Source organism: Ferrovibrio sp., assembly GCF_046297895.1.
In the GTDB taxonomy this organism is placed as follows: Bacteria; Pseudomonadota; Alphaproteobacteria; order Ferrovibrionales; family Ferrovibrionaceae; genus Ferrovibrio.
In genome coordinates this window covers 233,550-259,081 of record NZ_JBKBHC010000004.1, presented here as the reverse complement: position 1 = coordinate 259,081, position 25,532 = coordinate 233,550, and the positions used below count along the sequence as shown (strand labels likewise).

Here is a 25,532-nt window from a genome sequence, read left to right as displayed (position 1 = left end):
TAGTTGGGCTATGCTGCCGCAGCCATCACACGGGAGGGGATCATGGCGCTGACTTTCTATTACGGTTCGGGTTCGCCTTTTGCCTGGCGGGTCTGGCTCGCCCTTGAGCACAAGGGCCTGTCCTACGATTTCCGGCTTATCTCCTTCGACAAGCGCGAGCACAAGACACCGGAATACCTAGCGGTGAATCCACGCGGCGAGGTGCCGGCCCTGGTGGATGACGGTTTCGCCATCTTCGAATCGAATGCCATCGTCGAATACATCGCCGAACGCTGGCCCGAAGGCCCTACGCTCTTCCCCGCCGATATCCGCCAGCGCGCCATCCAGCGCCGCATGATCCGTGAAATCGACAACCATTTCGTCGAAGCCGTCGAGATGATGGTCCGGCCGCTGCTGGAACCCGGCCTGCCCGATGCCGCCGAACGCACGGCGAAGGGCCTCGCCGCCCTGCGCACGGAATTCGCCTACTGGGAAAAATTGCTGACCGGCGACTGGTTCGGCGGTACGGCGCCTTCGGCCGCCGATTTCACGCTCTATCCCAGCGTCGCCATGCTGGGCCGCATCGAGACCCGTAAACCCGGCACCGTGCCGGCCGACCTGATCACGCCGAAGATGGCCGCCTGGCAGCAGCGCATGCGCGCCCTGCCGATCACCGAGAAAACCTGGCCGCCGCACTGGCGGTGAGCGAACCTCTTACGCGCCGATCCCCAGCGCGCGGTCCGACACGAAGGGATTGCCCTGCCGCTCCTGCCCGAAGGTGGAGAGCGGGCCGTGGCCGGGCACGAAGGTGATGTCGTCGCCCAGCGGGAACAGCCGCTCGCGGATCGAGCGGATCAGGTCGGCATGATTGCCGCGAGGAAAATCCGTGCGGCCGATCGAACCCTGGAACAGCACGTCGCCCACCAGCGCCACGCGCGACGGCGCATGCACGAATACCACATGGCCCGGCGTGTGGCCGGGGCAGTGGTAGACATCGAGCGTGAGATTGCCCACCGTCACCGTGTCGCCGTTTTCCAGCCAACGGTCGGGCGTGAAGCTGCGCGAAGGCGGGAAGCCATACTGCTTCGCCGCCTGCGGCATCCCATCGATCCAGAAGGCATCGTCGCGATGCGGCCCCTCGATGGGCAGGTTGAGTTGTTCGGCGATGTCCTTCACCGCGCCGGCATGATCCAGGTGCCCGTGCGTGACCAGCAGTTTTTCCAGTGTCACGCCGCGCCGTTCGGCGGCGGCCAGGAGTTGCTCGGCTTCGCCCCCGGCATCAACCAGCGCGCCGCGCATGGTCTCCGGACACCAGATCAGCGAGCAGTTCTGCTGGAACGGCGTGACGGGATTGATCTCGGCATGCAGGCGAGGCTGCTGGGAGGATGCGGTCATGCCATCGGATTAGCCCGCCATGGCGGGATTGGCAATTGCCGCAGGGCCAGGGACGGCATCAAACCGTATTGTCGAGATACCGCCCCGCAGCCAGGCTGCTGAAGCCGGAACCGGATGCGCCGTAGCCGCCGGAGAGCGGGCCGGAGAGAGAGAACGGCCGTCCGCGGTCCTCGTCGTCTTCCCTGCGCAGACCAAATCCGGCCACGCCGCGCTCGTCATCGGCATTGATGCCAAAGCGGTTGCGACGCCTGTCATCCTCGTCGTCGCGTCCCGGCGGCGTTACCAGGGCCTGCAGATTGGGCACCGGTGGCGGCGGCTCGCTCAGCTTCTGCAGCGGCTTGAACTGATCCTGAACCGCCTGGTAGACCGCGACCACACGCTCGACGATCTCCACCCGGGGCACCAGCGTGGTCTCCTCGGTGATCACCAGGGTTTTCTCGCCCGGCGTCGGCGGCACGGCCGGCTGGCCGGGGATCACCGTTGTCTGCGTGGTGTCGGTTATGCGGGCATAACGATCGAGGATATCCTGCAACCCCTCCGTCGCCTGCTCGCGCAGCCGGTCATCGGCATTGCCGGCGATATCCTGCAGGCCGGCGATATCCTGCAGCGCGCTTTCGACGCGGCGGATGGCCTGCAGATCGAGCGACCCGCCGCGCAGGTCGCTCAGGGTCTGATCGAGAATATCGGCGATGCGCGCGGCGTAACGGCCATTGCCGTTGCCGGGATCGCCGCCGATCCGTTCAAGGAAGTTTTGCAGGGCCGGCACCGCGTTGGACTCGTCATCCAGCGCGCGTCCCAGTCGATCGATGGCGGAACTGACGGCGCGCAGGGAATCGTTGCGCGGATTGCCGTCATACAGCCGCCGGTCGCCCAGTCGGAAAATCACGTCGCGCAGGGCATCGGCGGCACGGCCATTGGTGCTGGATGCCAGTTCGCCCAGTCCGGCGGCAATGCTGATGAAAAAGCCCGGATCGCGGAACAGGTCGGAGAATTGCAGGCCGTCCTCTCCGATCACGCTGTTCTCTATGCGGCGGATGATGCCCGCCAGCGTATCGCCGGCCTCGCCACTGTTCAGCCTGTCGCTGAACCGCTGCAATTCCCGTGTCAGGGCGGGCACGAAGCGGGACGGATTCTCGCCGCTGCCGCGCCGGAAACCTTCGATCAGGTCATTCAGGGCGCCCAGCGCATTTTGGTCCAGGCTGCCCTGGGTAATGGTCACGACATTGGTGCTGTCAGGCGTAGCCGGGCTGCCGGGGCTGCCGCCGGTCTCAACCACTTGGATGCGGCGGCGGATTTCCGCCTCCAGCCGGGTGCGTTCCTCGAACGTCACCTTGGTGCGCACGCTGCTCAGCAGGGCGGCATCCTGCAGCGCCGCGAAGGTATTGTCGCTGACGCGCGGCACATCGAACCGCAGAATCGCCGGCGCCCGCTGAAAGCCGGTTTTTTCCGGCTGGTTCAACGGGGTCGGCAGCAACGGATTCTTCCGATTGCCTTGCTGGTCCGCCGCGGATGGTCCTGACAATAGGGAGAGCGCTGCCCGCCCCGTCACGGCATCAACCATGGAGACAGCTTAACACAACTTTCAATTATGTAATCACCGCGTTTAGGCGAACACCGCTCAACACCGCAACCTGAGCGTTAAGGATAATTTTCTCTGTAAACGAAGTAAAATACGAATACTTACTCCCTTGGCATTAACCATACCGACCAAGAGATGCACAACTTTTGCGAGAGCATCCTTGTATGAGCAGGAACCCCGCAATATCAAACCATCGGGCGATTTTTCCCAATAAACTCGCCCATAAATAGATCTTCGGCATTCACCGTCACTCACGAACGGATTATCGGTCCGCCGCCTGCGGCCGGACCGGTGCTTCCGCCTCTCCGCCGCGACCGGCCTGCATGATCAACGGGTTGCCCGGGGCGATGCGATGGTGTACGGCAAATGCCGGTCTTTCGGAGCGATCACCTCATCATGGCGCAGAAGCGGAAAAAGTCGGGCGGCAAGGCTTCCGGGCTCAAGGCCTCCACGCCGAAGACCTCTACGCCCGTGGTCTATGTGCTGAACGGCCCAAATCTGAATATGCTGGGCCTGCGCCAGCCCGAGATCTACGGCCGCGATACCCTGGCTGACGTGGAAAAGCTTTGTCTTGCCGCCGCGAAACGGCTCGGTATGACCCTGGTTTTCCGCCAGAGCAATCACGAGGGCGAGCTGGTCGACTGGATCCAGGAAGCCCGCTCCCATGCCGACGGCATCGTGCTCAATGCCGGAGCCTATACGCATACCTCGGTCGCGCTTCTCGACGCGCTGAACGCCGCCGAGAAGCCCTGCGTCGAGGTGCATCTGTCCAACATCCACCGGCGCGAGGAATTCCGCCATCATTCCTATGTTTCGCTGGCCGCGAAGGGGATGATCTGCGGTTTCGGGCCGAAGGGATATGTGCTGGCGCTGGAAGCGCTGGCCGATATCGTCTGAACCCTATATTCACAGCCTTAAGCATCACAGGAGTAGCGCATGGCATCCGCGCCTAAGGATAAAGCCGCCAAACCCGCCGCCAGCCGCATCGACCAGCAGATGATCCGCGATCTCGCCGACCTGCTCAACGAGACCGGCCTGACCGAGATCGAGTGGAGCGAAGGCGCGCTGAAAGTGCGGGTCACCAAGGGCGGTACCGTGATGGCCGCCGCCCCGGCCCAGGTTTATGCTCCCGCCCCGGCTGCTGCCGGCGGCGCGGCGGCGCCCGCCGCGGCCGGAAGTGACGACGCCAATCACCCCGGTGCCGTGAAATCGCCGATGGTCGGCACCGTGTATGTGGCATCCGAGCCCGGCGCCGCCCCCTTCGTGAAGGTCGGCGACACCGTGAATGCCGGCCAGACCGTGCTGATCGTCGAGGCCATGAAGACCATGAACCCGATCACCGCGCCCAAGGGCGGCCGCGTGGCCCGCATCCTGATCGAGAACCAGCAGCCGGTCGAATTCGGCCAGGTCCTGCTGGTTATCGAATAAGCGCCGGTCGCCTCCATGTTTGACAAGGTGCTGATCGCCAATCGCGGCGAGATCGCGCTGCGCATCCATCGCGCCTGCCGCGAGATGGGCATCCGGACGGTAGCGGTTCATTCCACCGCTGATGCCGATGCCATGCATGTGCGCATCGCCGATGAATCCGTCTGCATCGGTCCGCCGCCCTCCAGCCAGAGCTATCTCAACATCCCGGCGATCATCTCAGCCGCCGAGATCACTGGCGCGGATGCAATCCATCCCGGCTATGGCTTCCTGTCGGAAAACGCCAAGTTCGCCGAGATCGTCGAGGCCCACGGCATCACCTTCATCGGCCCGACCTCCGAACACATCAAGATGATGGGCGACAAGATCACGGCCAAGCAGGTGGCCAAGGATCTTGGCTTGCCCGTGGTGCCCGGTTCCGATGGCGCCATCGAGAGCGAGGCCCAGGGCCTGAAACTGGCGGACGACATGGGCTATCCCGTGCTGATCAAGGCCACCGCCGGCGGCGGCGGCCGCGGCATGAAGGTGGTGCGGTCGCCGGCTGAATTCGGCTCGGCATTGGCGCAGGCCAAGAACGAGGCGCGCAACGCCTTCGGCAACGACTCGGTCTATGTCGAGAAATACCTCGCCCGGCCGCGCCATATCGAGATGCAGATTTTCGGCGACAGCCATGGCAATGCCGTGCATCTGGGCGAACGCGACTGCTCGCTGCAGCGCCGCCACCAGAAGGTGCTGGAAGAGGCCCGTTCGCCGGCCCTGAACTCCGACCAACGCGACAAGATCGGCAAGATCGCCGCCAATGCCGTCGCCAAGCTGGGCTATCGCGGCGCCGGCACCATCGAATTCCTGTTCGAAAACGGCCAGTTCTATTTCATCGAGATGAACACCCGCCTGCAGGTGGAGCATCCCGTCACCGAGATGATCACCGGCCTGGACCTCGTGCGCGAGCAGCTGCGCATCGCCAACGGCGCGCCGCTGGGCTACACGCAGGACGACATCAAGTTCAACGGCCACGCCATCGAGTGCCGCATCAACGCCGAGAATCCACGTACCTTCGCGCCCTCGCCCGGTCGCGTCACCGACTATCACGTGCCCGGCGGGCTGGGCGTACGCGTCGATTCAGCACTCTACACCGGCTACCAGATTCCGCCGCATTACGACTCGCTGATCGGCAAGCTGATCGTGCACGGCACCAGCCGCAACGAATGCCTGATGCGCCTGCGCCGCTCGCTGGAGGAGTATGTGATCGGCGGGCTGGAAACCACCATTCCGCTGCATCTGGCGCTGATCAACGAACCCGATTTCGTCAATGGTGCCTACGACATCCACTGGCTGGAAGAATTCATCGCCCGCCAAAATTGACCTTGGCAGGGTTAGGGATTTGCGGGATGCGCACTAGCTCCTGGCCATGAGCACGCATCCCGAACCGCTCACGCCCGAACTGCTGCTGCAGGCCTATGCCCGCGGCTATTTCCCGATGGCCGACAGCGCCGACGATCCGGATTATTTCTGGGTCTATCCCACGCGGCGCGGGATCATCCCGCTGGATGGCTTCCACCTGCCGCACCGGCTGGCCCGTACCGTGCGCGCCGCACCCTATGCCGTCACGGTGGATACCGATTTCCCGGCCGTGATCGCGGCCTGCGCCGAACCGACGCAGCACCCCCAGCGCCAGTCGACCTGGATCAACGCAACGATCCGCAATGCCTATATCGAACTGCACCGCCTGGGCTTCGCCCACAGCGTGGAATGCCGTGACGATGCCGGAGTCCTGGTGGGCGGTCTGTATGGCGTGCGGCTGGGCGCGGCCTTCTTCGGCGAGAGCATGTTCAGCCGCGCCACCAACGCCTCCAAGATCGCCTTGGTGCATCTGGTCGGCCGGTTGATCGCCGGCGGTTTCGTGCTACTCGACACGCAATTCGTGACGCCGCACCTGAAGCAGTTCGGCGCCATCGAGGTGCCGCGCCAGCAGTATCTCGACCTGCTGTTCGACGCGCTGCCGCGCCGTGCCGATTTCTACTGCCTGCCGCCCGACGCGCCGCCGGAACTGGTTTTGCAGTCGATCACCCACACATCGTAGACGGGGTGTTCCAGCGGATTGAGGCCGGGACTGGAGGCGAACATCCAGCCGTTGAACAGGGCACTGGCCTGCTGTTCGGGCCGCTGCTCGACGATCTCGAGATAGGCCGCGCTTTCGGGCGGATATTCCGGCGGGCGCTTGCGGCAGACCCGCACGGTCACCTTCAGGGTGCCGAAGCCGATGGTCTGGTCCACCGGCGCCTCGAAGGTGTAGATCCGCGCCGTGATCTTGTCCAAACCCTGCAGCACTGCAACCGGCATCGGGGTGGACGGATATTGCGGCTGCGGATCGGCAGGTTGCGCGCCGGCTGCGGGCGCGACCAGCAGTGCGGCGGCAAGCGATAAACGGCGCAGCAGGGAATGCACGGCCGTCAGTTGGCCTTGGGCAGCGGGCTGAGCGTCGCGTCCTCGCCCTTGTCCTTCGAGCCGCCGGCTCCGGTGGCGCTGAAGATCGCCTGGCCGATCAGATCCATCAGGTTCACCGAGCCCTGCGTATGCTGCACGAAGCTGCCCGGCTTGAGCATCTTGTCGCTGCCGCCCGGTTCGACCGAGAGGTAGTTGCCGCCCAGCAGGCCCTCGGAGGCGATCTTGAGCGCTGTGTCTTCGGGCAGTTCGTAGCGGCTGTCGACCGTGAAGGTCACCACCGCGTCGTAGGTCTTGGGGTCCAGCGACTGCTTGGTGATGGTGCCGATCTTGATGCCGCTGAGCCGCACGTCGCCGCCGATCACCAGGCCGTCGGCGCGGTTGAAGCGCGCCTGCAGTTCATAGCCGGAAATGCGGCCGCTGCCGACCCCGCCAGTGGAATAGGCGAAGGCCAGGAAAAAGCCGGCGACCAGCAGGACCACCGCGCCGATCAGGGTTTCGACCAGATTCCCGCTCATGCCGCCCTCGCCTGCCCGCTTATTCCGGCTGCCAGGCCTGGTAATCGCCGGTCGCCGCCGGGCGATGGCCGCTCTTGGCCACGCTGCCTTCCGGGCGGTAGGCGTAGGGCGTGCCGCTCAGGTTCGGCAGATGCTCTTTTTCCCAGGGCTTGTGCTGCACGCCATGGATCGGCGCCTCGTCGGTGGTGTAGTGCAGCCAAGCATGCCATTCCGGCGGCACCTTCGACGCCTCGGGCTTGCCCTTATAGATCACCCAGCGCTTGCGGCTGCCATCCTTGGCGCGGAAATAGCGGTTGCCGAAGGCGTCCTGGCCAACGGCCTCGCCCTTCCACCAGGTAAAAAGCTTGGTGCCGATCAGACTCATGCTGTGCAACCCCGTCCCAATGCCAGATCAGGAATCCGCTGGAAATTCGGCCGGACTATGGCATTGCCGCCCCGGCAGGGCAAGCCTGCCCATCCCGGCAAATTGGCCTAACGTGCCGTAATCAGGGCGATTTCCTGGGCGAATTCACGCTGCAACTCGGCCCGCGCCTTGCTCTCGAAGGCTGGGTATTTCGCGGCCGCCGCCTGCAGGGCCGGATTGTCGCGCGGCAGCTCCTCGGGCTTGAGGATGTCGCTGCCCTTCACCTGCCCTTTCTGGCCCAACCCCAGCACGGCGCGGGTGATCGCGGTGGTCAGCAGGCGCTGGCCTTCGCCGCTGGCGAAATAGGCATCCAGCGCCTCCAGCTCCGAGCGGCTGTAGCTCTGGGCCGCGGCATTCACCACGGCGCCGCGAAAGCGCGGCCCAGCCGTGGGCGCGCGCTGGCGCAGGTCGGCGGCGCGCTGCTGCTCGGCCGGCGTGCTGGCCGGCAGGAAATTCAGATAGAGCTGGGTCACGGTATCGACCCGCTTTTCCAGTGCGATCGTCGTCATCAGCTTCTCGGCCGCCGCCCGCGCGCCCTTGTCCTGAGCCAGACTCGGGCCGCCCGCCAGCCCGGTCAGCAGGGCGGAGACTATCATCACAGCGGCAAGCAAAAGACGGCGCATCGGCGAATCCTCAGGAACTCAACGAGTCATACTCATACGCCAAAATATGGCGAAATCCAGTCAAGAGAACACAGAACGAACATCACCAAATATACTAAGATTTCTCGTTTGATAGAATCAACGCCCCTCCCCTAGATTTAGCCCTCGTTGCGGTCTGCGGTAACCAGATGTTGGGATTTTCGCCCGATAATCACTGTACCAACCAGAACACAACATCATGATTTTTCTCAAGGTTCGGGCGGGGAGATTACGACGATGCGGATTCAGCGGCATTACACGGTGGCGGGGCAGGATGCATATGCCGGGCTGGAGTGGAAAACCACCACCAGCGAAATCCGCAATCCCGATGGCAGCGTGGTGTTCAAGCTCGACCAGCTCGAGGTGCCGGCGGCCTGGAGCCAGGTGGCGGCCGATGTGCTGGCGCAGAAGTACTTCCGCCGCGCCGGCGTGCCCGTCGCCCTGAAGCCAGTGGAAGAAGCCGATGTGCCGGAATTCCTGTGGCGCCGCGAGGCCGACACGGAAGCCCTGGCGGCCCTGCCCGAGAAAGACCGCACCACCCAGGAAACCAGCGGCCGCGAGGTGTTCGACCGTCTGGCCGGCACCTGGGCCTACTGGGGCTGGAAGGGCGGCTATTTCGACTCCGAGGACGACGCGCGCGCCTTCTTCGACGAGATGCGCTTCATGCTCGCCGCGCAGATCGCGGCGCCGAACTCGCCGCAATGGTTCAACACCGGCCTGCACTGGGCCTATGGCATCGACGGCCCGGCCCAGGGCCACTACTACGTCGATTTCAGAACCGGCCAGCTCACCAAATCGGCCTCGGCCTACGAGCATCCGCAGCCGCATGCCTGCTTCATCCAGTCGGTGCAGGATGACCTCGTCAACGAGGGCGGCATCATGGACCTGTGGGTGCGCGAGGCGCGCCTGTTCAAATACGGCTCGGGCACCGGCAGCAATTTCAGCCGCCTGCGCGGCGAGAACGAGCGCCTGTCGGGCGGCGGCAAGTCGTCGGGCCTGATGAGCTTCCTGAAGATCGGCGACCGCGCCGCCGGCGCCATCAAGTCGGGCGGCACCACGCGCCGCGCCGCCAAGATGGTGATCTGCGACATCGACCATCCCGACATCGAGCAGTTCATCGACTGGAAGGTGATCGAGGAGCAGAAGGTGGCCGCGCTGGTCGCCGGCTCCAGGCTGTCGCAGAAGCATCTGAACGCCATCATGGCCGCCTGTCAGTTGGGCAGTGGTGAAGCGCGCTTCGATGCGAAGAAAAACACTCAGTTGCGCCGCGAGATCGTTGCCGCCCGCAAGGCGATGATTCCGGAAAACTACATCCAGCGCGTGATCCAGTTCGCCAGGCAGGGCTATACCGAGATCGAGTTCCCCGCCTACGACACCGACTGGGATTCGGAAGCCTATCTGTCGGTCTCGGGCCAGAATTCCAACAATTCGGTGCGCGTGAACGACGATTTTCTGCGCGCCGTCGAGCAGGATGGCGACTGGAACCTGATCCGGCGCAACGATGGCAAACCGTCGAAGACGCTGAAGGCCCGCCAGCTCTGGGATCGCGTCGGCTATGCCGCCTGGGCTTCGGCCGATCCGGGCATCCAGTTCGACACGACCATCAACGACTGGCATACCTGCCCGGCCGATGGCCGCATCAACGCGTCGAACCCGTGTTCGGAATACATGTTCCTCGACGACACGGCCTGCAACCTGGCTTCGATGAACTTGATGTGCTTCCGCAAGGCGGATGGCAAATTCGACATCGAAGGCTTCGAGCATGCCACGCGCCTGTGGACCTTGGTGCTGGAGATCAGCGTGCTGATGGCGCAGTTCCCGAGCCGCGAGATCGCCGAGCTGTCCTACAAGTTCCGCACGCTGGGCTTGGGTTACGCCAACCTTGGCGCCCTGCTGATGTCCTGCGGCTATTCCTACGACAGCGACCAGGGCCGCGCGCTGTGCGGCGCCATCACCGCGCTGATGACCGGCATCTCCTACGCCACCTCGGCCGAGATGGCCGGCGAGCTGGGCCCCTTCCCCGGTTACGCGCCGAATGCCGACAACATGCTGCGCGTGATCCGCAACCATCGCCGCGCCGCCCGGGGCGACCATCTGGGCTACGAAGGCCTTGCCACCATGCCGGTGCCGCTGGATCACGCCAGCTGCCCCGACAGCGCGCTGCTGGCCGCGGCCGAGGCGGCCTGGGACCAGGCGCTGGAACTGGGCGAGCAGCATGGCTTCCGCAACGCGCAGGTCAGCGTGATCGCCCCCACCGGCACCATCGGCCTGGTGATGGATTGTGACACCACCGGCATCGAGCCCGATTTTGCGCTGGTGAAGTTCAAGAAGCTGGCCGGCGGCGGCTATTTCAAGATTATCAACCGCACCGTGCCGCTGGCGCTCAAGACGCTCGGCTACAACGACGGCCAGATCAAGGCGATCATCGATCATGCCGTGGGCCATGGCACGCTGGATGGCGCGCCCGGCGTGAACCACCAGACGCTGAAGGCCAAGGGCTTCACCGATGAGGCCATCGCCAAGGCCGAAAAGGGCCTGCGCGGTGCCTTCGACATCAAGTTCGTGCTGAACCGCTGGACGCTGGGCGTGGATTTCTGCCGCAGCCTAGGCTTCACCGACGCCCAGCTCGACGATCCCGCCTTCGACCTGCTCTCGGCACTGGGCTTCACCGGCGCCGAGATCGCCGCCGCCAATCTCTACTGCTGCGGCGCCATGACGGTGGAAGGCGCGCCGGGCCTCAAGGATATGCACCTGCCGGTCTTCGACTGCGCCAATCCCTGCGGCAAGGACGGCGTGCGTTTCCTGTCGGCGGAAAGCCATATCCGCATGATGGCCGCCGCCCAGCCCTTCATCACCGGCGCGATCTCGAAAACCATCAACATGCCCAACCTCGCCACCGTCGAGGATTGCAAGCTGGCCTATATGCTGTCGTGGAAACTCGGCTGCAAGGCCATGGCGCTGTATCGCGATGGCTCCAAGCTGAGCCAGCCGCTGCAGGCTCAGGTGCTGGAAGACGATGTCGAGGATGCGGTCGGCGAGACGGTTGCCGAACAGGTGGCCGAAGCCCCGATGGCCGCGCGCGCGCAGATCATCGCCGAACGCATCGTCGAAAAGCACATCGCCGGCCGCCAGAAGCTGCCGCTGCGCCGCAAGGGCTATACCCAGAAGGCCGTGGTGGGCGGGCATAAGGTGTATCTGCGCACCGGCGAATACGACGACGGCAAACTTGGCGAAATCTTCATCGACATGCACAAGGAAGGCGCCGCCTTCCGCAGCCTGATGAACAATTTCGCCATCGCCATCTCCATCGGCCTGCAGTATGGCGTGCCGCTGGAGGAATTCGTGGATGCCTTCACCTTCACCCGCTTCGAGCCATCGGGCATGGTGGAGGGCAACGACGTCATCAAGATGTCGACCTCGATCCTTGATTACGTGTTCCGCGAACTGGCTGTCAGCTATCTGGGCCGTACGGATCTCGCGCATGTGCAGCCCGACGACCTGCGTCACGACGCGCTGGGGGCGAAGGAAAGCCCGGCATCGATCAAGCTGCAGGTGGAGAAGGAAGCCATCAAGGTGGCTTCCACCGGCTATATCCGCTCCAACCTCTATGTGCTGAAGGGCGGCCAGGATCGCGGTGCCATGGCTGGGCTGCAGGCCACCGGCACGGATGGCCCGACTATGTCGGTCATGCATGTCAGCGCCGACACGCATACCCATGTCGAGATGTCGGCCACCGCCCTCGGCGCCGGCAGCAGCCGGATGGAGCGCATCGCCGAGGCCCGCATGAAGGGCTACGAGGGCGATGCCTGCCCCGAATGCGGCAACTTCACGCTGGTGCGCAACGGCACCTGCCTGAAATGCGATAGCTGCGGCAGCACGACGGGCTGCTCGTAAGGGGCCGCCCGTAAGGCGCCAGCCCGCAAGACGGAATAGCCGGTCTCCTCCGGCCCGCCCCGATGGCCCCCCGGCCATCGGGGCTTTTTATTTTCTCTCGGCAGCTTTTGCCGACAGGGCAGGATCTGCCCCATACCGACAATAAATATTCATTCTATATCAAAATCTTAACCGGTGAAATCAGTGGCCTGCCGCTTGCAAGTCCGTATCCGGACTTAAAACAGCGAGCGACCGATGACCACGATCAACAGCGCCTATGGCTATACCGCCACCATCCTTGCCGGCTCTGCCAAGTCCACCAGCGAACAGACCGGCAGCAGCGGCAGCGGTTCACAGAAGCCTGTGATGGTCGCGAGCGACCTGCGCCAGGATCTGGGTGTGGAGGTTACGCTGTCGCCCGCGGCCTTGCGCGCTCTGGCCGAGCAGGCCAAGGCGGCGGCCACGCCCGACGAGGAAGAGCAGATCACCCAGAAGATGAAGCAAATTCTTTCTGCCATCTTCCTGACCAGCGCCAAACAGGCCGAGGCGGCCGATGCCGCGCTTCCCCCGCTCACCGGCAACGCCACCACCGATACTGCCCGCAAGGCCGCCGCCAAGCAGGCCAGCGACTTCATCGATGGCAAGGCGGCCAATCCCTTCCGCGGCAAGACCGCAGCCGAGCTTGCCGCCGTGATCGTCGATGCCGAGGGCAAATACACGGTGAACGAAAGACGCGCCGCCTTCGCCGAATTCGCCCGTCAGGACCATGTGCTGACGATGGATGCGCTGACACCGAAAACCGAGTTCGACAAGAAGGCCAACGACGCGGAGGTGCCGCAATCGGGCACGGCCGAACGCCTGGCCTCGGCGAAGAAAGCGACCGACTTTCTGAATGGTAAGGCCACCAATCCCTTTGCCACGCTGAACCGCGACCAGCTTACAGAGATCATCGCCAATGACAGTGGCGATTATACAGTGAACGAACGCCGTGCTGCGCTGGCCCGCCGCGACGAGCTGGAAAAAGCCGTTCTTGCCAAGGCAGCCAAGGAACTGAGCTATGCCGAAAAGGCAGTCGCCAACAACGAAAACGTGACCGGCACGCCCGAGCGCGTCGAGCGTGCCCGGCTGGCGACCCGCTTTATCAACGGCTGGGACAAGACCAACCCCTTCGCCGGCCTGACCCGCGAAGAACTGAATGCTATCGTCTTCGACGAAACCAAGAGCTACACCACCAACGAACAGCGCGCCGCCCTTGCCGAACTGAAACAGTATCTGCCGGCGGGCGCGATCCCGGAAGACGCGAAAAAGCCTGTAACCGACAAGGCCAAGGCCGACACGAAAACCGGCAGCGACAAGTCAAAGACCGACGACCCCTACAACACCCAGGGCGCCTACAGCCCGCGCCTGATGCAGCAGGTACTGCGCGCCAGCAACACGCAGTACCTGCTAGGCCTGTTCGGTGGTGGCGGGTCCTTCGGTGGCGGCCTGAGCAGCTATCTTGGCGATGGACGCTACGCCTGAGCCCCCTAAAAGCAAACCGCCCCTGCCGGGGCATGGCAGGGGCGGTCCTTGGTCTGGGAAAGCCTACTTGAGGGAGGAAACGCTTACGCTGACAAATCGACCTTGCTGCCGGTGCCGGCCTTGAGCGGACCAAGCTGGTTCGCCTTCAGGACGACGGCACCCTGCGCCACGGGCTCCACCGGCTGGGCCAGCGGGCGGGGCGTGACGACGAGACTGCCGCTGGCTTTGAGGGGTTCAATCACCGTGGACACGCTACGCTCCTGAAATCTGCGTCACAGCGCGGCAACGGCGCGCTATTCATGATCAGGAGCCTAGACCCGCCCGGGCACGGGCGCAGCTAAAAAGCCGGTAACGTGGCAGGCCGCGCGCAGCCACGGCTCAACGCGCAAATGCAGGCTTTGCATTCGCGTTGTTTTGCCAGCCAGGGCTGATGCATACCCCGTTAGCACACGCGGGCAGACAGGGCATTCCGGCGCCGTAACGCCGCCACGGCGGCCATGCCGCTCTGCGCTTATGCGTCCTCTGCTTATGCCGTCTTCTGGGTCAGCGCAGCTTCCACCTGGGCATCCAGATGTGCGCGCAAGTCCGGCGGCAGATGCAGCCGCGTGGCCAGCAGGGAGAGGTATTCGCGTTCGGCCGGCTGGTCGGGATCGATGGCCAGCCGCGAGGCAAGATAGAGTTCGGCCGCCTGCTCCTCGTTGCCCGCGCTGGCCACGATCTCCTCCAGCCTCACCGGATTGGCCAGCATGGCAAAAACCGTGCTCTTGGCCTCGGCATCCAGCGCCATGCGCTCGATCTCGGCGAACACGCGCTGCTGCTCGGTCGCATCCAGATGGCCATCGGCCTTGGCAGCAGAGATCATGGCGCGCACCAGCGCCAGCTCGAAGGGATTGCCGTCGGCGGCCGGCGCGGCCGAGGGCAGGTATTTCGGCGCCACCTGCGGCATGTCGCCCGGCTGCGCCACGGGGCCTGAGGCCGGGTTCTGCCCGTCCTGCCAGTTGCGATAGGCGCGCCAGGCCAGCAGGCCCAGGGCCGCCGCGCCGCCATAGACGGCGACATTGCCGGCCATCTTGCGCGCCTTCTTGTTGGCCAGCAGCAGGCCCAGCAGCCCGCCCACGGCAAGGCCGCCGGTGCCGCCCAGCCCGTCGATGCTGCGTTTGGCCTGGCCGGCCTGGCCGAGGAACTGGTCCAACAGGGATTTCGCGTCGAGCATTGCTGCGTTAGCCTCCGGATATGTCGAGATCAGGAGATCGGCGCGGCGCGCGCGGAATTCAAGTGCTGTTATTCTGCGCATTGCTGGCGCTGGCGCCATATTTCTGCCGCAATGCGGCGGCGATGGAATCCGAGTGGCGCAGCGAGATTCTGCATCACGTCAACCTGGCGCGCGGCGGCGCCGGCCTCGCGCCGCTGGGCTGGAGCGGGCGCCTCGCCCAAGCCGCGGCAAGCCACGCCGTCGATCTTCAGCGTTGCGGCAAGCTGGCCCATGAGGGCTGCGACGGCAGCGGCCTGCCCCAGCGCCTGGACCGCGCCGCCTATCGCTACCGCGCGGCGGCCGAAAACCTCGCGCTCTGCGCCTGCGACGCCGAAGGCGTGGTGCGGCTGTGGCTCGACAGCGAAGGCCACCGCCGCAACCTGCTCAATCCGGCTGTCACCGAGCTCGGCGCTGACACGCGCGTGGATACCGGCGATCCGCGCCGGGCGCTGTGGGTGCTGGTGCTGGGGCGGGAGTGATCCGCCCTAGGCCTGCCCAAATGCCAGCTTGAGCGCCACGCCCATTTCGGCCAGCGCCTGGTTGGCCTGCGGGATCGCCTTGCCCATCACCACGAAGCCGTGGATCTGGCCGGGGAATTCGCGGAAGGCCACCGGCACGCCGGCTTTCTTCAGCGCCATGGCATAGGCCTCGCCCTCGTCGCGCAGCGGGTCACAGCCCGCCACCACCACATAGGCGGGCGGCAGGTGAGCCAGGCTTTTGGCGCGCAGCGGCGAGGCGCGCCAGTCGTCGCGGTCGGCCTCGCCGTTCAGATACTGCGCCTGGAACCAGTCCATCGCCGAGCGTGTCAGAAGATGGCCCTCGCCGTAGCGTTTGTGCGAGTCCGTATTCATGTGCATGTCGGTGGCCGGATAGATCAGCAGCTGGTAGACGATCTTGGGCACATCGGCGATGCCGCTGGCCGCCTTCTCGCGCGCAGCAATGCAGACCACGGCGGCGAGATTCCCGCCGGCGGAATCGCCACCGACCGCGATGCGCGCCGGATCGATACGCAGGCGCTTGGCTTCCTCGGCCGTCCACAGCAGGGCGGCATAGGCATCGTCCACCGCGCAGGGGAATTTGTGCTCGGGCCCCATGCGGTAATCGACCGAGACCACGGCGCAGCGCGCCTCGTTGGCCAGCGTGCGGCAGGCCACGTCATGGGTGTCGAGGTCGCCGATCACCCAGCCGCCGCCATGGTAGAAAACCAGCGCCGGCAACGGCTCCTTTTTGTCCACGCCGGCTGGGCGGTAATAGCGCAGCGGGATCGGCCCATGCGGGCCGGGAGCCGCGATATTGTCGAGTTCCGACACCTCCGGCGCCGGCGGCGTCACTGCGCCGCGCGTATCCTTGTAGAGCTTGCGCGCACCCTCTGCGCCCAGATCGGCATATTCGGGGCGGTTGGCGGCCTTCACGGCATCGAGCAGGGCTTTGGCTTCCGGGTCGAGCATGGCAAGGCGATCTTTCTTTTGTGTCAGCCCATCTTTTTATATCAGCCCAGGGCGGGAAACAGGCCGCGCAATCCATTGGCGAAGATTTGAACCGCAACGGCGGCCAGCAGCAAGCCGAAAATGCGGTTCAGGATGTTGAGGCCGGTGCGACCGAGCCGGTCGCCGATCGGCTGCGCCAGCTTGAGCACCACCCAGATGCCAAGGCAGATCAGCGCCAGGATCGCCACGCTCAGGCCCTTGTGCTGCCAGCCGGTGCCGCGCTCGATGTAGATGATGGTGGCCGAGATCGAACCGGGACCGACCAGCAGCGGCATGGCAATCGGCACCACGCCGACGGCGGAACGGTCGGATGCCTCGCTGGCCTCCTCGGGCGTCTGCTGCTGCGGGCTGAGCTGGGCGTTGATCATGCTCAGCGCCATCAGGAACAGTACGATGCCGCCGCCGACCTGAAAGGCCGGAAGGCTGGCGCCCAGCAGGCGCAGGATCAGGTCGCCGGAAAATCCTGCCACCACCAGCGTGACGAACACGGCCAGCGCGGCGGTGCGCGCGGTGGCCGAACGCTGCTGTGCCGACCGGCTGTCGGTCAGCAGCAGGAATAAGGGGATCGCCGCGAAGGGATCGAGGATCGAAAACAGCGTGAGGCCGAAGCGGACATAGTCGAGGGCGTCGAGCATGGCCGCTTCGCCGTCACATCGTTACGACTTTTTCTCGGCATCGGGCGCGACAACGCGGATATGCAGCTCGCGCAGTTGCTTCATCGTCACCTCGCTGGGCGCCTGCATCATCAGGTCCTGGGCCTGCTGGTTCATCGGGAACAGCACCACCTCGCGGATATTCGGCTCGTCGGCCAGCAGCATGACGATGCGGTCGATGCCCGGCGCAATGCCGCCATGCGGCGGGGCGCCGAACTTGAACGCGTTCAGCATGCCGCCGAACTTGCCTTCCACCACCTCGGGGCCGTAACCGGCGATCTCGAAGGCCTTGTACATGATCTCGGGGCGATGGTTGCGGATGGCGCCCGACGACAGCTCCACGCCGTTGCAGACGATGTCGTACTGGTAGGCCAGGATGTCGAGCGGATCCTTGGTGTTCAGCGCCTCCAGGCCGCCCTGCGGCATCGAGAAGGGATTGTGGCTGAAATCGATCTTCTTGTCGTCCTCGTTATACTCGAACATCGGGAAGTCGACGATCCAGCAGAACTTGAAGACGTTCTTCTCGCAGATATCCAGCTCGTCACCGATGCGGATGCGCGCCTGGCCGGCCAGCTTGGCGGCGGCCAGTTCCTTGTCGCAGGCGAAGAAGATGGCATCGCCGTCCTTCACGTTGCCCAGCTTCTTCAGCAGGGCGATTCGGTCGGCATCCAGAAACTTGGCGATCGGGCCTTTCGCTTCGCCATTGTCGAAGATGATGTAGCCCAGGCCGGCGGCGCCTTCCTGGCGGGCCCAGTCGTTCATCTTGTCGAAGAAGCTGCGCGGACGGGTTGCAGCACCCGGCGCCGGGATGCCGCGCACCACGCCGCCATTCTCGATACTGCGGGCGAATACGCCGAAGCCGGAACCGCGGAACACCTCGGTCACGTCGGCCAGGATGATCGGGTTGCGCAGGTCCGGCTTGTCGGAGCCATATTTCAGCATCGCCTCGCGATAGGGGATGCGCGGGAAATCCTTCGGGCCGCAATCGCGCCCGTTGGCGAATTCCTGGAACACGCCATGGATCACCGGGCCGACGGCGTTGAACACGTCGTCCTGCTCGACGAAGCTCATCTCGACATCGAGCTGGTAGAACTCGCCCGGGCTGCGGTCCTTGCGGGCATCCTCGTCGCGGAAGCAGGGCGCGATCTGGAAATAGCGGTCGAAGCCCGACACCATGATCAGCTGCTTGAACTGCTGCGGCGCCTGCGGCAGGGCGTAGAAGCGGCCCGGATGCAGGCGGCTGGGCACCAGGAAGTCGCGCGCGCCTTCCGGCGAGCTGGCCGTCAGGATCGGCGTCTGGAATTCCATGAAGCCCTGCTCGGTCATGCGCCGGCGGATCGACGAGATCACCTTGCTGCGCAGGATGATGTTGTTGTGCAGGCGCTCGCGGCGCAGGTCGAGGAAGCGGTATTTCAGGCGGATATCTTCCGGGTATTCCTGCTCGCCGAAGACCGGCATCGGCAGGTCCTGCGCCTCGCCCAGCACCTCGATGCTGGAGACCACCACTTCCACGCTGCCCGTCGGCAGGTTCGGGTTCACCGTCTCGGGCGTGCGGGCCACCACCTTGCCCACCGCGCTGATCACGTATTCCGAGCGCAGGCCTTCCATCTGTTTGAAGGCCTCCGAGCCACTCTCGGCCACGATCTGGGTGATGCCGTAATGGTCGCGCAGGTCGATGAACAGCAGGTTGCCGTGGTCGCGCTTGCGGTGGACCCAGCCAGCCAGTTTGACCTGCTGGCCGACTTCGGCGGGACGGAGCTGACCGCAGGTATGCGTACGATAACGGGACATCGGGGAATCCGTGAAAAGCCGTGGAAATCAAAGCGGGAACAGGCCCCGCCAGAGGCGGAAAGTCAAGGCCGATCCTAGGGGAAAATCGCCACCCGGAACAGTCGGCGGGGTTGGGCCGCGGCCCCCGGCATGCTATGAGGCCCAGCCATGCGTACCGACCCCGCCCCCAACACCGCCCCGATCACCACCACCGACGAACTCAGCCGTTTCTGCGCCTCCCTGGCCACGGCCCCTTACGTGACCGTAGACACCGAGTTCATGCGGGAAACCACCTTCTGGCCCAAGGTCTGCCTGATCCAGGTGGCCGGCCCCGAGGAGGCCCGGGCGATCGACCCGCTGGCCGAGGGCCTGTCGCTGGATCCCCTGTTCGAGCTGCTGCGCAACCGCGCCGTGCTGAAGGTGTTCCATGCCGCCCGGCAGGATCTGGAAATCTTCACCAAGCTGATGGGCGAAGTGCCTGCCCCGCTATTCGACACCCAGGTAGCTGCCATGGTCTGCGGCTTCGGCGACCAAGTGTCGTATGAGCAGCTTGCCTCCAAGCTGGCCGGCGCGCAGATCGACAAATCCTCTCGTTTCACCGACTGGGCTCGCCGCCCGCTGACCGAGAAGCAGGTGCGCTATGCGCTGTCCGATGTTACGCATCTGCGCAAATGCTTCGACAAGCTGCGCGCACGCCTGCTGAAATCGGGCCGCGCCGACTGGCTGAACGAGGAAATGGCCCTGCTGGCCGATCCGGCCACCTACGAAATCCCGCCCGAAAATGCCTGGAAGCGCCTGAAGCCGCGCACCACCAAGCCGGAATACCTGGCCGTGCTGCAGGCCGCTGCCGCCTGGCGCGAGATCGAGGCCCGCAATCGTGATCTGCCACGCCAGCGCATCATTCGCGACGAAACCCTGATGGAGATCGCCGCCCATCCGCCTAAGGTCGCCGACGACCTGGAACGCATGCGCGGCCTTTCCAAGGGCTTCGCCGAGGGCAAGATGGGCGCCGGACTCTTAACGGCCATCGCCGAAAAGCTGGCCAGCCCGCGCGAGACCTGGCCGGTGATGGAGAAGGAGGCCGAACTGCCGCGCGGCATCGGCCCGCTGGTGGAACTGCTGAAGGTGCTGCTGAAGATGAAATGCGACGACTACGACGTCGCGCAGAAGCTGGTCGCCTCCTCGTCCGATCTGGACAAGATCGCCGCCGACGACCGGGCCGACGTGCCGGCCCTGCATGGCTGGCGTCGCGAGATTTTCGGCAACGACGCCCTGCGCCTGAAACATGGCGAACTTGCGCTCGCCGCCGAAGGCAACCGCATCAAGCTGGTCGAGCTGAAGAAGTAGGTATCAGCGCTTCAGCACCCGCACTTCGCCGGCGCGGTTCAGCGCCTTGGCGAAGGCTTCCATACGGCGCTGCACCGCTTCGCCGTCCAGAGCAGCATGCTGGGCCGGGATTTCCAGCACGATCCCGTTGCCGTTCGGCCGCAATTTGCAATCCGACAGGATGCCAGGCACCCCGGCCGAAAGGGTCTGGCCCAGCCGCATCGCGAGCCCCACGCGCTGGGCATAGTCGATCTGTTCGGGATTCAGCATCTGCCAGGCCGGCGCGGCAGTTGGGTCGCTGGCGGTGCCGGCATAGCGGGTGAAGACGATGAGCGCCAGCAGCGCACGCTCGTCCTGCGTGATGGCACCGAACGGCGCGTGCAGGATGATGCCAAGCGACTGTTCGCCGCGGTAATCGGGATGCACGCGCCAGGCCGTGTCGGCCAGGATGGCGGCCGCCAGCCGGATGCGGGCGCGGTCGGCCGGATCGCGGTCGAACAGCGGCGCAATGAAGCGATCCAGTTCCGCGCCATGTTCGGCAAAACGGCTTTCGCGCTGGGCCATGTGGCGGCAATAGGCCAGCAACGGGTCTTCCGAACGCTGCTTCTCGGTCAGCAGCGCATAGGCCAGACCTTCGCGCAGGCCATTGGCCGAAAACACGATGTCCTTCGGTTCCATCGCCCTGATCACGCGCCGCATCACCAGCGCGGCCAGCGGTAGCGCATCCTGGCGCCGGCGCGGCACGCCCTCCACGCGGGCCAGCGAATCCTTGCTCTGCTTGGCGATCAGGCGGGTGAAATCGCTCGCCTCGGCGCGGCCCAGCGTATACTGGTGAATGATGTGCAGCGGGCTGTGCTTCTGAGCCATGTGCACGCGGGCAATGGCGCGCCACGACCCGCCCACGGCATAAAGCGACTTGCCCTTCCACTTCTTCAGCCACTCGACGCCGGCGATCTTCTCGTCGATGAAGCCTTTCACCACGCCGTAATTACCCAGATTGGCAATGCGCAGCGGCCCCAGCGGCAGGGTGACGCTGTCGCCCAGCCTGGCGCCGTCCAGCGATACCAGTTCCAGGCTGCCGCCGCCCAGATCGCCCATCACGCCGCAGGCATCGGGAATGCCCGACAGCACGCCATAGGCCGAATAGGTCGCCTCTTCCTGGCCGGTCAGCACGCGAACGGTCTCGCCGGTATCGCGCTCGATCTGGGTCACGAAGTCGGCGCCGTTGCTGGCATCGCGCACGGCGGCCGTGGCCACAATCTGCAGTGCGCGCACGTTCATGTGGCGGGCCAGCGCAACGAAGCGGCGGATCGCACCCAGCGCCTGTTTCGCACCTTCGATGTCCAGCGCGCCGGTTTCGCTCAGGCCTCGGCCCAGACCGCACAGCACCTTTTCGTTGAACATGGCCGTGGGCAGCCGCAGCGGCTCGTCGAACACCACCAGGCGCACGGAATTCGAGCCGACATCGATCACCCCGAATGGCAATGGCGACGCCGCCTGGGCGGGGACAGGCTTACTGATCGTTTGCGCGATGGCCACTCTTGCCCACCAGACTTGCGGCCGGCGATTCGCCCAGCCCTTCTTTCAGCTTGAGGCGCGGGATCGCCTCGGGTTTCTTCAGTGCCTTACCACGGCCCGACAGGCTGGGATTGGTCATGAAATAGGTATGCGCGCTGAACGCATCAGCCGCTTCCGAGGCACGCACATACTGGTCGTCGGCGCCCAGCCACCAGCTCTGGGCCTGGTCCTTCAAATTGGCCACCATGATCTGGTCCAGGATCTGCTCATGCACCGTGGCATTCTCGATCGGGATCAGAACCTCCACGCGCCGGTCGAAGTTCCGCGGCATCCAGTCGGCCGACGAGATGAAGATCTTAGCCTCCGGCGAAGGCAGCCCCTTGCCGCCGCCGAAGCACACGATGCGCGAATGCTCGAGGAAGCGGCCGATCAGGCTCTTCACCCGGATATTTTCCGACAGGCCCTTCACGCCCGGCCGCAGGCAGCAGATGCCGCGCACGATCAGGTCGATCTGCACGCCGGCCTGGCTGGCCTGATACAGCGCGTCGATCACCACCGGATCGACCAGGCTGTTCATCTTGGCCCAGATCGCCGCCGGTCGGCCTGCCTCGGCATGGCGGATCTCCTCGTTGATCAGCTCCAGCAGGCGCGGGCGCAGCGTGTAGGGCGAGATCGCCACCTTCTTCAGGTTCTCCGGCGCGGCATAGCCGGTCAGGAAGTTGAACAGGCAGGTGGCGTCATGGCCCAGGTCGTTGTCATCGGTAAAGAAGCTGAGATCGGTGTAAACCCGGGCCGTATAGGGATGATAATTGCCGGTGCCGAAATGCACATAGGTGTTCAGATGGCCGCTTTCGCGGCGCACCACCAGGGAAATCTTGGCATGGGTTTTCAGCTCGATGAAGCCATAGACCACCTGCACGCCCACGCGCTCCATGTCGCGCGCCCACTTGATGTTGGCGGCCTCGTCGAACCGTGCCTTCAGTTCGACCAGCGCGGTCACCGATTTGCCGGCCTCAGCCGCCTCGATCAGGGCGCGCACGATCGGGCTGTCATCCGAGGTGCGGTACAGCGTCTGCTTGATCGCCACCACATGCGGGTCGGCCGCCGCCTGACGCAGGAACTGCACCACCACGTCGAAGCTTTCATAGGGGTGATGAACAACCAGATCCTTGGCGCGGATCGCGGCGAAGCAGTCGCCGCCGTAATCGCGGATGCGTTCGGGGAAGCGCGGCGAGAATGGTGGGAATTTCAGGTCGGGCAGATCGTCGACGATCAGCCGTTTGGTATCGGCCAGGCCGAGGATGCCGTCGACCACGATCAACGCCTGCGGACTGACCTCCAGCTCCTCGCAGACGAAGCGTCGCAGATCTTCGGGCATGCCGGCATTGATCTTGAGGCGGATCACGGTGCCGCGACGGCGCCGTTTCAGCGCCGTCTCGAACAGGCGGACCAGATCCTCCGCCTCTTCCTCGATTTCTATATCGCTGTCACGGGTGATGCGGAACAGGCCCGAGCCGAGGATTTCATAGCCCGGGAACAGCTTGTTCAGGAACAGTCCGACCAGGTTTTCCAGCGACACGAAACGGATGCCGTCGCCCGGCAGGCGGGTGAAGCGGTCGACCTGGCTCGGAAGCGGCAGCAGCGCGTTCAGGCTGCGGCCGTCACGAACCCGTCGCATTTGCATCACCATTGCGAAACCGAGATTCGGGATAAACGGGAAAGGATGGGCCGGATCGATGGCCAGCGGGGTCAGGACGGGGAACACATGGGCGAGGAAGTAATCCTCCAGCCAGCGCCGGTCGTCGGCGGTGAGCTGCTCGGGTTCCAGCACATGGATGCCGGCCTGGGCCAGTTCCCCGGTGAGCGAACGCCAGCAGGCCTGCTGGCGGTTCATCAGATCGGTCGCGGCCTCGTTGATCCGGGCAAGCTGCTGCGCGGGGGTGAGGCCGTCCTGGCTGTGCTCCTCGATGCCGGCCTTGATCTGGCCATGCAGGCCGGCCACGCGCACCATGAAGAATTCGTCCAGGTTGTTGGCCGAGATCGAGAGGAAGCGCAGACGCTCCAGCAGCGGGTAGCGCTTGTTGTTGGCCTCTTCCATGACTCTCAGGTTGAAGGCCAGCCACGACAATTCGCGGTTGATGAAGCGGTCGCGCGGGCTGACCGTGATCGGCGGCCGACTGGGAATCGCCGCGCCGCTGGTCACCGGGGTCTGGAGAATGTCGGCCACTTGCTGCATATCAGATGCCTCTGTCGTTACCGGCTAACCGCCCGAGCCCATCGCCGGTCGACGCCTTCGGGTATAGGTCTAACGGGGGTTTATGTCAAAGTGGCGACAGGCCGCAGGCAGCCCCGAAAACAGGGATAAATCCATGTTGCGTCTATGGCTTTTGCGCCATGCCAAATCCGCCTGGGACGATCCGGGGCTGGACGACTTCGCCCGCCCCTTAAGCCCGCGCGGGAAAAAGGCCTGCCGCCTGCTGGCCCGCCACATGGCCGAGCGCAACCTGACCCCGGACCTGGTGCTGTGCTCGCCGGCCACCCGCACGCGCCAGACCTGGGAACGGCTGGAAAAGCGGCTGTCGGGCGGCGTGCCCGACCGCATCCCGGTGCGTTTCGAACCCAGCCTGTACCTGGCCGAGGCCGCCACAATGCTGGCCCTGACCCGCGCGGCGCCCACGGAATGCCGCGAGCTGATGCTGATCGGCCACAACCCGGGCATGGAGGATTTCGCCGCGCGCCTGTCGGGCAGCGCCGCCGGCGACGCGCTGGAGCGGCTGGGCGAGAAATTCCCCACCGGCGGACTGGCCGAGATCGCCTTCCCCGCCAAGGCCTGGGCCCAGGTGGCGCCGAAGGGCGGCTTCCTCGCCAGTTTCGTCGTGCCGGCGCAACTGAAAGACGGCTAGGATCGCCGCATGGGCGACGTGGTGAACCTGAACAAACTGCGCAAGGCGCGCGACCGCGATGCGGCGAAGGAACGCGCGGCGGAGAACCGGGTCCGGTTCGGCCGGCCGAAAGCCGCACGCGAGAAGCAGGAGAAAGAAGCCGAGCGCGCCGCGAAGGACCTCGACGGCAAGAAGCTCGATTAATCCGCCGCCTGCTCCAGCAGCCTGCGCGCCAGCGCCACCGTCACGGCGCGGCTTTCCGCCAAAGCGGCGGCATCCAGCGCCGCCACCCAGTGGCGCGCGGCATGGAACGAGCGCTCGATGCGCGGCACCAGGTATTTCACGACGTCTTCGCCCACGGCCAGCTGGCGGTCGGCGAACAGCTTCACCAGCACGGCGCCCAGCAGCGCGTCGTCGGGCTCGGCTATGCCCTGGGCCGGCATGGCCTTCAGGCGCGACATCAGGTCGGGCAGCGCATAGGGCCACTGGGCCGGCGGCGCGCTGCCGGTCAGCAGCAGGGAATGGCCGCGCTCGCGGATCAGGTTGACCAGGTGGAACAGGGCTGCCGCATCGGCCACGCCATCGGCATCGTCGACGCAGAGCGGCCCCTGCGCCAGGGCATCGACGCCGCCGGCCGTGACGGCTGCCGCGTCCATGATCTGTCCGCCCGATTGCGCCGCCCAGATATGCGCCAGATGGGTCTTGCCGCTGCCCGGCGGCCCGTAGAGCACGAGGATGCCGTTCGGCCAGCCGGGCCAGCGGTCGATCCAGCCCAGGGCGTCGGCATTGCCGTCGGCGACGAGGAAATCCTCGCGCGCCCACGAGGTCGGCAGGCTGAGGCCGAGGCTCAACTGCTTGTGCGCCATCG

25 protein-coding genes are annotated in these 25,532 nt (G+C 65.1%); 11 read left to right on the top strand and 14 right to left on the bottom strand.

Annotation, left to right across the window (positions count from 1 at the left end; genetic code table 11):
- The first annotated feature begins 42 nt into the window (after positions 1–42).
- Positions 43–684, top strand: a complete 642-nt coding sequence (locus tag ACK4FK_RS08380) for a glutathione S-transferase family protein (protein ID WP_409743810.1) — start codon at positions 43–45, stop codon at positions 682–684.
- 9 nt (positions 685–693) lie between these two features.
- On the opposite strand, the gene ACK4FK_RS08375 is transcribed toward ACK4FK_RS08380, so the two are convergent.
- Both ACK4FK_RS08375 and ACK4FK_RS08370 read right to left on the bottom strand, forming a co-directional pair.
- On the bottom strand, positions 694–1,374 hold the full coding sequence (locus ACK4FK_RS08375) for an MBL fold metallo-hydrolase (protein ID WP_409743808.1): 681 nt from the start codon (positions 1,372–1,374) through the stop codon (positions 694–696).
- 58 nt (positions 1,375–1,432) lie between these two features.
- On the bottom strand, positions 1,433–2,848 hold the full coding sequence (locus ACK4FK_RS08370; RefSeq protein ID WP_409743805.1) for a hypothetical protein: 1,416 nt from the start codon (positions 2,846–2,848) through the stop codon (positions 1,433–1,435).
- Positions 2,849–3,349: 501 nt separating this feature from the next.
- Between ACK4FK_RS08370 and aroQ the strand changes: the two genes are divergently transcribed.
- The 4 genes from aroQ to aat are packed head-to-tail and all read left to right on the top strand — an operon-like array spanning position 3,350 to position 6,458.
- Positions 3,350–3,850 (top strand): type II 3-dehydroquinate dehydratase, encoded by a 501-nt coding sequence (gene aroQ / locus ACK4FK_RS08365; RefSeq protein WP_409744183.1) that lies wholly within the window; start codon positions 3,350–3,352, stop codon positions 3,848–3,850.
- A 39-nt stretch (positions 3,851–3,889) separates the two neighbouring features.
- Positions 3,890–4,381, top strand: a complete 492-nt coding sequence (gene accB / locus ACK4FK_RS08360; protein ID WP_409743802.1) for an acetyl-CoA carboxylase biotin carboxyl carrier protein — start codon at positions 3,890–3,892, stop codon at positions 4,379–4,381.
- A 15-nt stretch (positions 4,382–4,396) separates the two neighbouring features.
- Entirely contained in the window at positions 4,397–5,740 is a 1,344-nt protein-coding gene (gene accC / locus ACK4FK_RS08355) for an acetyl-CoA carboxylase biotin carboxylase subunit (RefSeq protein WP_409743798.1), read from the top strand.
- A 46-nt stretch (positions 5,741–5,786) separates the two neighbouring features.
- Entirely contained in the window at positions 5,787–6,458 is a 672-nt protein-coding gene (gene aat, locus ACK4FK_RS08350; protein WP_409743796.1) for a leucyl/phenylalanyl-tRNA--protein transferase, read from the top strand.
- On the opposite strand, the gene ACK4FK_RS08345 is transcribed toward aat, so the two are convergent.
- The 4 genes from ACK4FK_RS08345 to ACK4FK_RS08330 form a co-directional block, all read right to left on the bottom strand.
- The gene (locus tag ACK4FK_RS08345; RefSeq protein ID WP_409743793.1) at positions 6,395–6,823 is read right to left on the bottom strand and encodes a DUF2155 domain-containing protein; all 429 of its coding nucleotides are present in this window, start codon (positions 6,821–6,823) and stop codon (positions 6,395–6,397) included. The genes aat and ACK4FK_RS08345 overlap by 64 nt on opposite strands.
- A gap of 5 nt (positions 6,824–6,828) precedes the next feature.
- Complete coding sequence (gene mlaD, locus ACK4FK_RS08340; protein ID WP_409743791.1) at positions 6,829–7,338, bottom strand: outer membrane lipid asymmetry maintenance protein MlaD; 510 nt, start codon at positions 7,336–7,338, stop codon at positions 6,829–6,831.
- 19 nt (positions 7,339–7,357) lie between these two features.
- The gene (locus ACK4FK_RS08335) at positions 7,358–7,702 is read right to left on the bottom strand and encodes an NADH:ubiquinone oxidoreductase subunit NDUFA12 (RefSeq protein WP_409743788.1); all 345 of its coding nucleotides are present in this window, start codon (positions 7,700–7,702) and stop codon (positions 7,358–7,360) included.
- 107 nt (positions 7,703–7,809) lie between these two features.
- On the bottom strand, positions 7,810–8,364 hold the full coding sequence (locus ACK4FK_RS08330; RefSeq protein ID WP_409743786.1) for a hypothetical protein: 555 nt from the start codon (positions 8,362–8,364) through the stop codon (positions 7,810–7,812).
- 255 nt (positions 8,365–8,619) lie between these two features.
- Here ACK4FK_RS08330 and ACK4FK_RS08325 point away from each other — a divergent pair, with 255 nt between their 5' ends.
- Together ACK4FK_RS08325 and ACK4FK_RS08320 are read left to right on the top strand one after the other, a co-directional pair.
- A complete protein-coding gene (locus tag ACK4FK_RS08325; RefSeq protein ID WP_409743783.1) occupies positions 8,620–12,276 on the top strand; it encodes a vitamin B12-dependent ribonucleotide reductase in 3,657 nt (1,218 codons plus the stop codon).
- 234 nt (positions 12,277–12,510) lie between these two features.
- Complete coding sequence (locus ACK4FK_RS08320; protein WP_409743780.1) at positions 12,511–13,776, top strand: hypothetical protein; 1,266 nt, start codon at positions 12,511–12,513, stop codon at positions 13,774–13,776.
- Positions 13,777–13,859: 83 nt separating this feature from the next.
- Here the strand turns inward: ACK4FK_RS08320 and ACK4FK_RS08315 are convergent, their stop codons facing one another.
- Both ACK4FK_RS08315 and ACK4FK_RS08310 read right to left on the bottom strand, forming a co-directional pair.
- The gene (locus ACK4FK_RS08315; RefSeq protein WP_409743778.1) at positions 13,860–14,018 is read right to left on the bottom strand and encodes a hypothetical protein; all 159 of its coding nucleotides are present in this window, start codon (positions 14,016–14,018) and stop codon (positions 13,860–13,862) included.
- 284 nt (positions 14,019–14,302) lie between these two features.
- Positions 14,303–14,989 carry a tellurite resistance TerB family protein gene (locus tag ACK4FK_RS08310; RefSeq protein WP_409743776.1) on the bottom strand — a complete coding sequence of 229 codons (687 nt, stop codon included), beginning with the start codon at positions 14,987–14,989 and terminating at the stop codon, positions 14,303–14,305.
- A gap of 62 nt (positions 14,990–15,051) precedes the next feature.
- Between ACK4FK_RS08310 and ACK4FK_RS08305 the strand changes: the two genes are divergently transcribed.
- Positions 15,052–15,507: a CAP domain-containing protein gene (locus tag ACK4FK_RS08305; protein ID WP_409743773.1), complete on the top strand. Its 456-nt coding sequence runs from the start codon at positions 15,052–15,054 to the stop codon at positions 15,505–15,507.
- 6 nt (positions 15,508–15,513) lie between these two features.
- Here ACK4FK_RS08305 and ACK4FK_RS08300 read toward each other — a convergent pair whose 3' ends face one another.
- Genes ACK4FK_RS08300 through aspS form a run of 3 tightly spaced genes read right to left on the bottom strand, consistent with a single transcriptional unit; the run spans position 15,514 to position 18,959 of the window.
- Positions 15,514–16,476, bottom strand: a complete 963-nt coding sequence (locus ACK4FK_RS08300; RefSeq protein WP_409743771.1) for an alpha/beta hydrolase — start codon at positions 16,474–16,476, stop codon at positions 15,514–15,516.
- 41 nt (positions 16,477–16,517) lie between these two features.
- Positions 16,518–17,150 carry a MarC family protein gene (locus ACK4FK_RS08295; RefSeq protein ID WP_409743768.1) on the bottom strand — a complete coding sequence of 211 codons (633 nt, stop codon included), beginning with the start codon at positions 17,148–17,150 and terminating at the stop codon, positions 16,518–16,520.
- Positions 17,151–17,171: 21 nt separating this feature from the next.
- Entirely contained in the window at positions 17,172–18,959 is a 1,788-nt protein-coding gene (aspS, locus tag ACK4FK_RS08290) for an aspartate--tRNA ligase (protein WP_409743766.1), read from the bottom strand.
- Between the two features lie 147 nt (positions 18,960–19,106).
- On the opposite strand from aspS, the gene rnd reads away from it, so the two are divergent.
- On the top strand, positions 19,107–20,285 hold the full coding sequence (rnd, locus tag ACK4FK_RS08285; RefSeq protein ID WP_409743763.1) for a ribonuclease D: 1,179 nt from the start codon (positions 19,107–19,109) through the stop codon (positions 20,283–20,285).
- A 3-nt stretch (positions 20,286–20,288) separates the two neighbouring features.
- Here rnd and ACK4FK_RS08280 read toward each other — a convergent pair whose 3' ends face one another.
- Complete coding sequence (locus ACK4FK_RS08280) at positions 20,289–21,803, bottom strand: hypothetical protein (RefSeq protein ID WP_409743760.1); 1,515 nt, start codon at positions 21,801–21,803, stop codon at positions 20,289–20,291.
- Positions 21,778–24,018, bottom strand: a complete 2,241-nt coding sequence (locus ACK4FK_RS08275; RefSeq protein ID WP_409743757.1) for an RNA degradosome polyphosphate kinase — start codon at positions 24,016–24,018, stop codon at positions 21,778–21,780. The genes ACK4FK_RS08280 and ACK4FK_RS08275 overlap by 26 nt, the downstream gene beginning before the upstream one ends.
- Positions 24,019–24,151: 133 nt before the next feature.
- Between ACK4FK_RS08275 and ACK4FK_RS08270 the strand changes: the two genes are divergently transcribed.
- A complete protein-coding gene (locus ACK4FK_RS08270; protein ID WP_409743755.1) occupies positions 24,152–24,685 on the top strand; it encodes a SixA phosphatase family protein in 534 nt (177 codons plus the stop codon).
- 9 nt (positions 24,686–24,694) lie between these two features.
- Entirely contained in the window at positions 24,695–24,868 is a 174-nt protein-coding gene (locus tag ACK4FK_RS08265) for a DUF4169 family protein (RefSeq protein ID WP_409743752.1), read from the top strand.
- Here ACK4FK_RS08265 and ACK4FK_RS08260 read toward each other — a convergent pair.
- Positions 24,865–25,530, bottom strand: a complete 666-nt coding sequence (locus tag ACK4FK_RS08260; protein ID WP_409743749.1) for an HdaA/DnaA family protein — start codon at positions 25,528–25,530, stop codon at positions 24,865–24,867. The two genes, ACK4FK_RS08265 and ACK4FK_RS08260, sit on opposite strands and share 4 nt — an antisense overlap.
- Positions 25,531–25,532 lie beyond the last annotated feature (2 nt).

Excerpts from the sequence above, each read along its gene's own strand:
- ACK4FK_RS08275 (WP_409743757.1), bottom strand. The coding sequence starts at position 24,018 with ATGCAGCAAGTGGCCGACATTCTCCAGACCCCGGTGACCAGCGGCGCG.
- ACK4FK_RS08330 (WP_409743786.1), bottom strand. The coding sequence starts at position 8,364 with ATGCGCCGTCTTTTGCTTGCCGCTGTGATGATAGTCTCCGCCCTGCTG.
- ACK4FK_RS08335 (WP_409743788.1), bottom strand. The coding sequence starts at position 7,702 with ATGAGTCTGATCGGCACCAAGCTTTTTACCTGGTGGAAGGGCGAGGCC.
- rnd (WP_409743763.1), top strand. The coding sequence starts at position 19,107 with ATGCGTACCGACCCCGCCCCCAACACCGCCCCGATCACCACCACCGAC.
- aroQ (WP_409744183.1), top strand. The coding sequence starts at position 3,350 with ATGGCGCAGAAGCGGAAAAAGTCGGGCGGCAAGGCTTCCGGGCTCAAG.
- ACK4FK_RS08325 (WP_409743783.1), top strand. The coding sequence starts at position 8,620 with ATGCGGATTCAGCGGCATTACACGGTGGCGGGGCAGGATGCATATGCC.
- ACK4FK_RS08300 (WP_409743771.1), bottom strand. The coding sequence starts at position 16,476 with ATGCTCGACCCGGAAGCCAAAGCCCTGCTCGATGCCGTGAAGGCCGCC.
- ACK4FK_RS08380 (WP_409743810.1), top strand. The coding sequence starts at position 43 with ATGGCGCTGACTTTCTATTACGGTTCGGGTTCGCCTTTTGCCTGGCGG.
- accC (WP_409743798.1), top strand. The coding sequence starts at position 4,397 with ATGTTTGACAAGGTGCTGATCGCCAATCGCGGCGAGATCGCGCTGCGC.
- ACK4FK_RS08270 (WP_409743755.1), top strand. The coding sequence starts at position 24,152 with ATGTTGCGTCTATGGCTTTTGCGCCATGCCAAATCCGCCTGGGACGAT.
- accB (WP_409743802.1), top strand. The coding sequence starts at position 3,890 with ATGGCATCCGCGCCTAAGGATAAAGCCGCCAAACCCGCCGCCAGCCGC.
- ACK4FK_RS08320 (WP_409743780.1), top strand. The coding sequence starts at position 12,511 with ATGACCACGATCAACAGCGCCTATGGCTATACCGCCACCATCCTTGCC.
- ACK4FK_RS08265 (WP_409743752.1), top strand. The coding sequence starts at position 24,695 with ATGGGCGACGTGGTGAACCTGAACAAACTGCGCAAGGCGCGCGACCGC.
- ACK4FK_RS08310 (WP_409743776.1), bottom strand. The coding sequence starts at position 14,989 with ATGCTCGACGCGAAATCCCTGTTGGACCAGTTCCTCGGCCAGGCCGGC.
- aspS (WP_409743766.1), bottom strand. The coding sequence starts at position 18,959 with ATGTCCCGTTATCGTACGCATACCTGCGGTCAGCTCCGTCCCGCCGAA.
- aat (WP_409743796.1), top strand. The coding sequence starts at position 5,787 with ATGAGCACGCATCCCGAACCGCTCACGCCCGAACTGCTGCTGCAGGCC.
- ACK4FK_RS08260 (WP_409743749.1), bottom strand. The coding sequence starts at position 25,530 with ATGGCGCACAAGCAGTTGAGCCTCGGCCTCAGCCTGCCGACCTCGTGG.
- ACK4FK_RS08295 (WP_409743768.1), bottom strand. The coding sequence starts at position 17,150 with ATGCTCGACGCCCTCGACTATGTCCGCTTCGGCCTCACGCTGTTTTCG.
- ACK4FK_RS08375 (WP_409743808.1), bottom strand. The coding sequence starts at position 1,374 with ATGACCGCATCCTCCCAGCAGCCTCGCCTGCATGCCGAGATCAATCCC.
- mlaD (WP_409743791.1), bottom strand. The coding sequence starts at position 7,338 with ATGAGCGGGAATCTGGTCGAAACCCTGATCGGCGCGGTGGTCCTGCTG.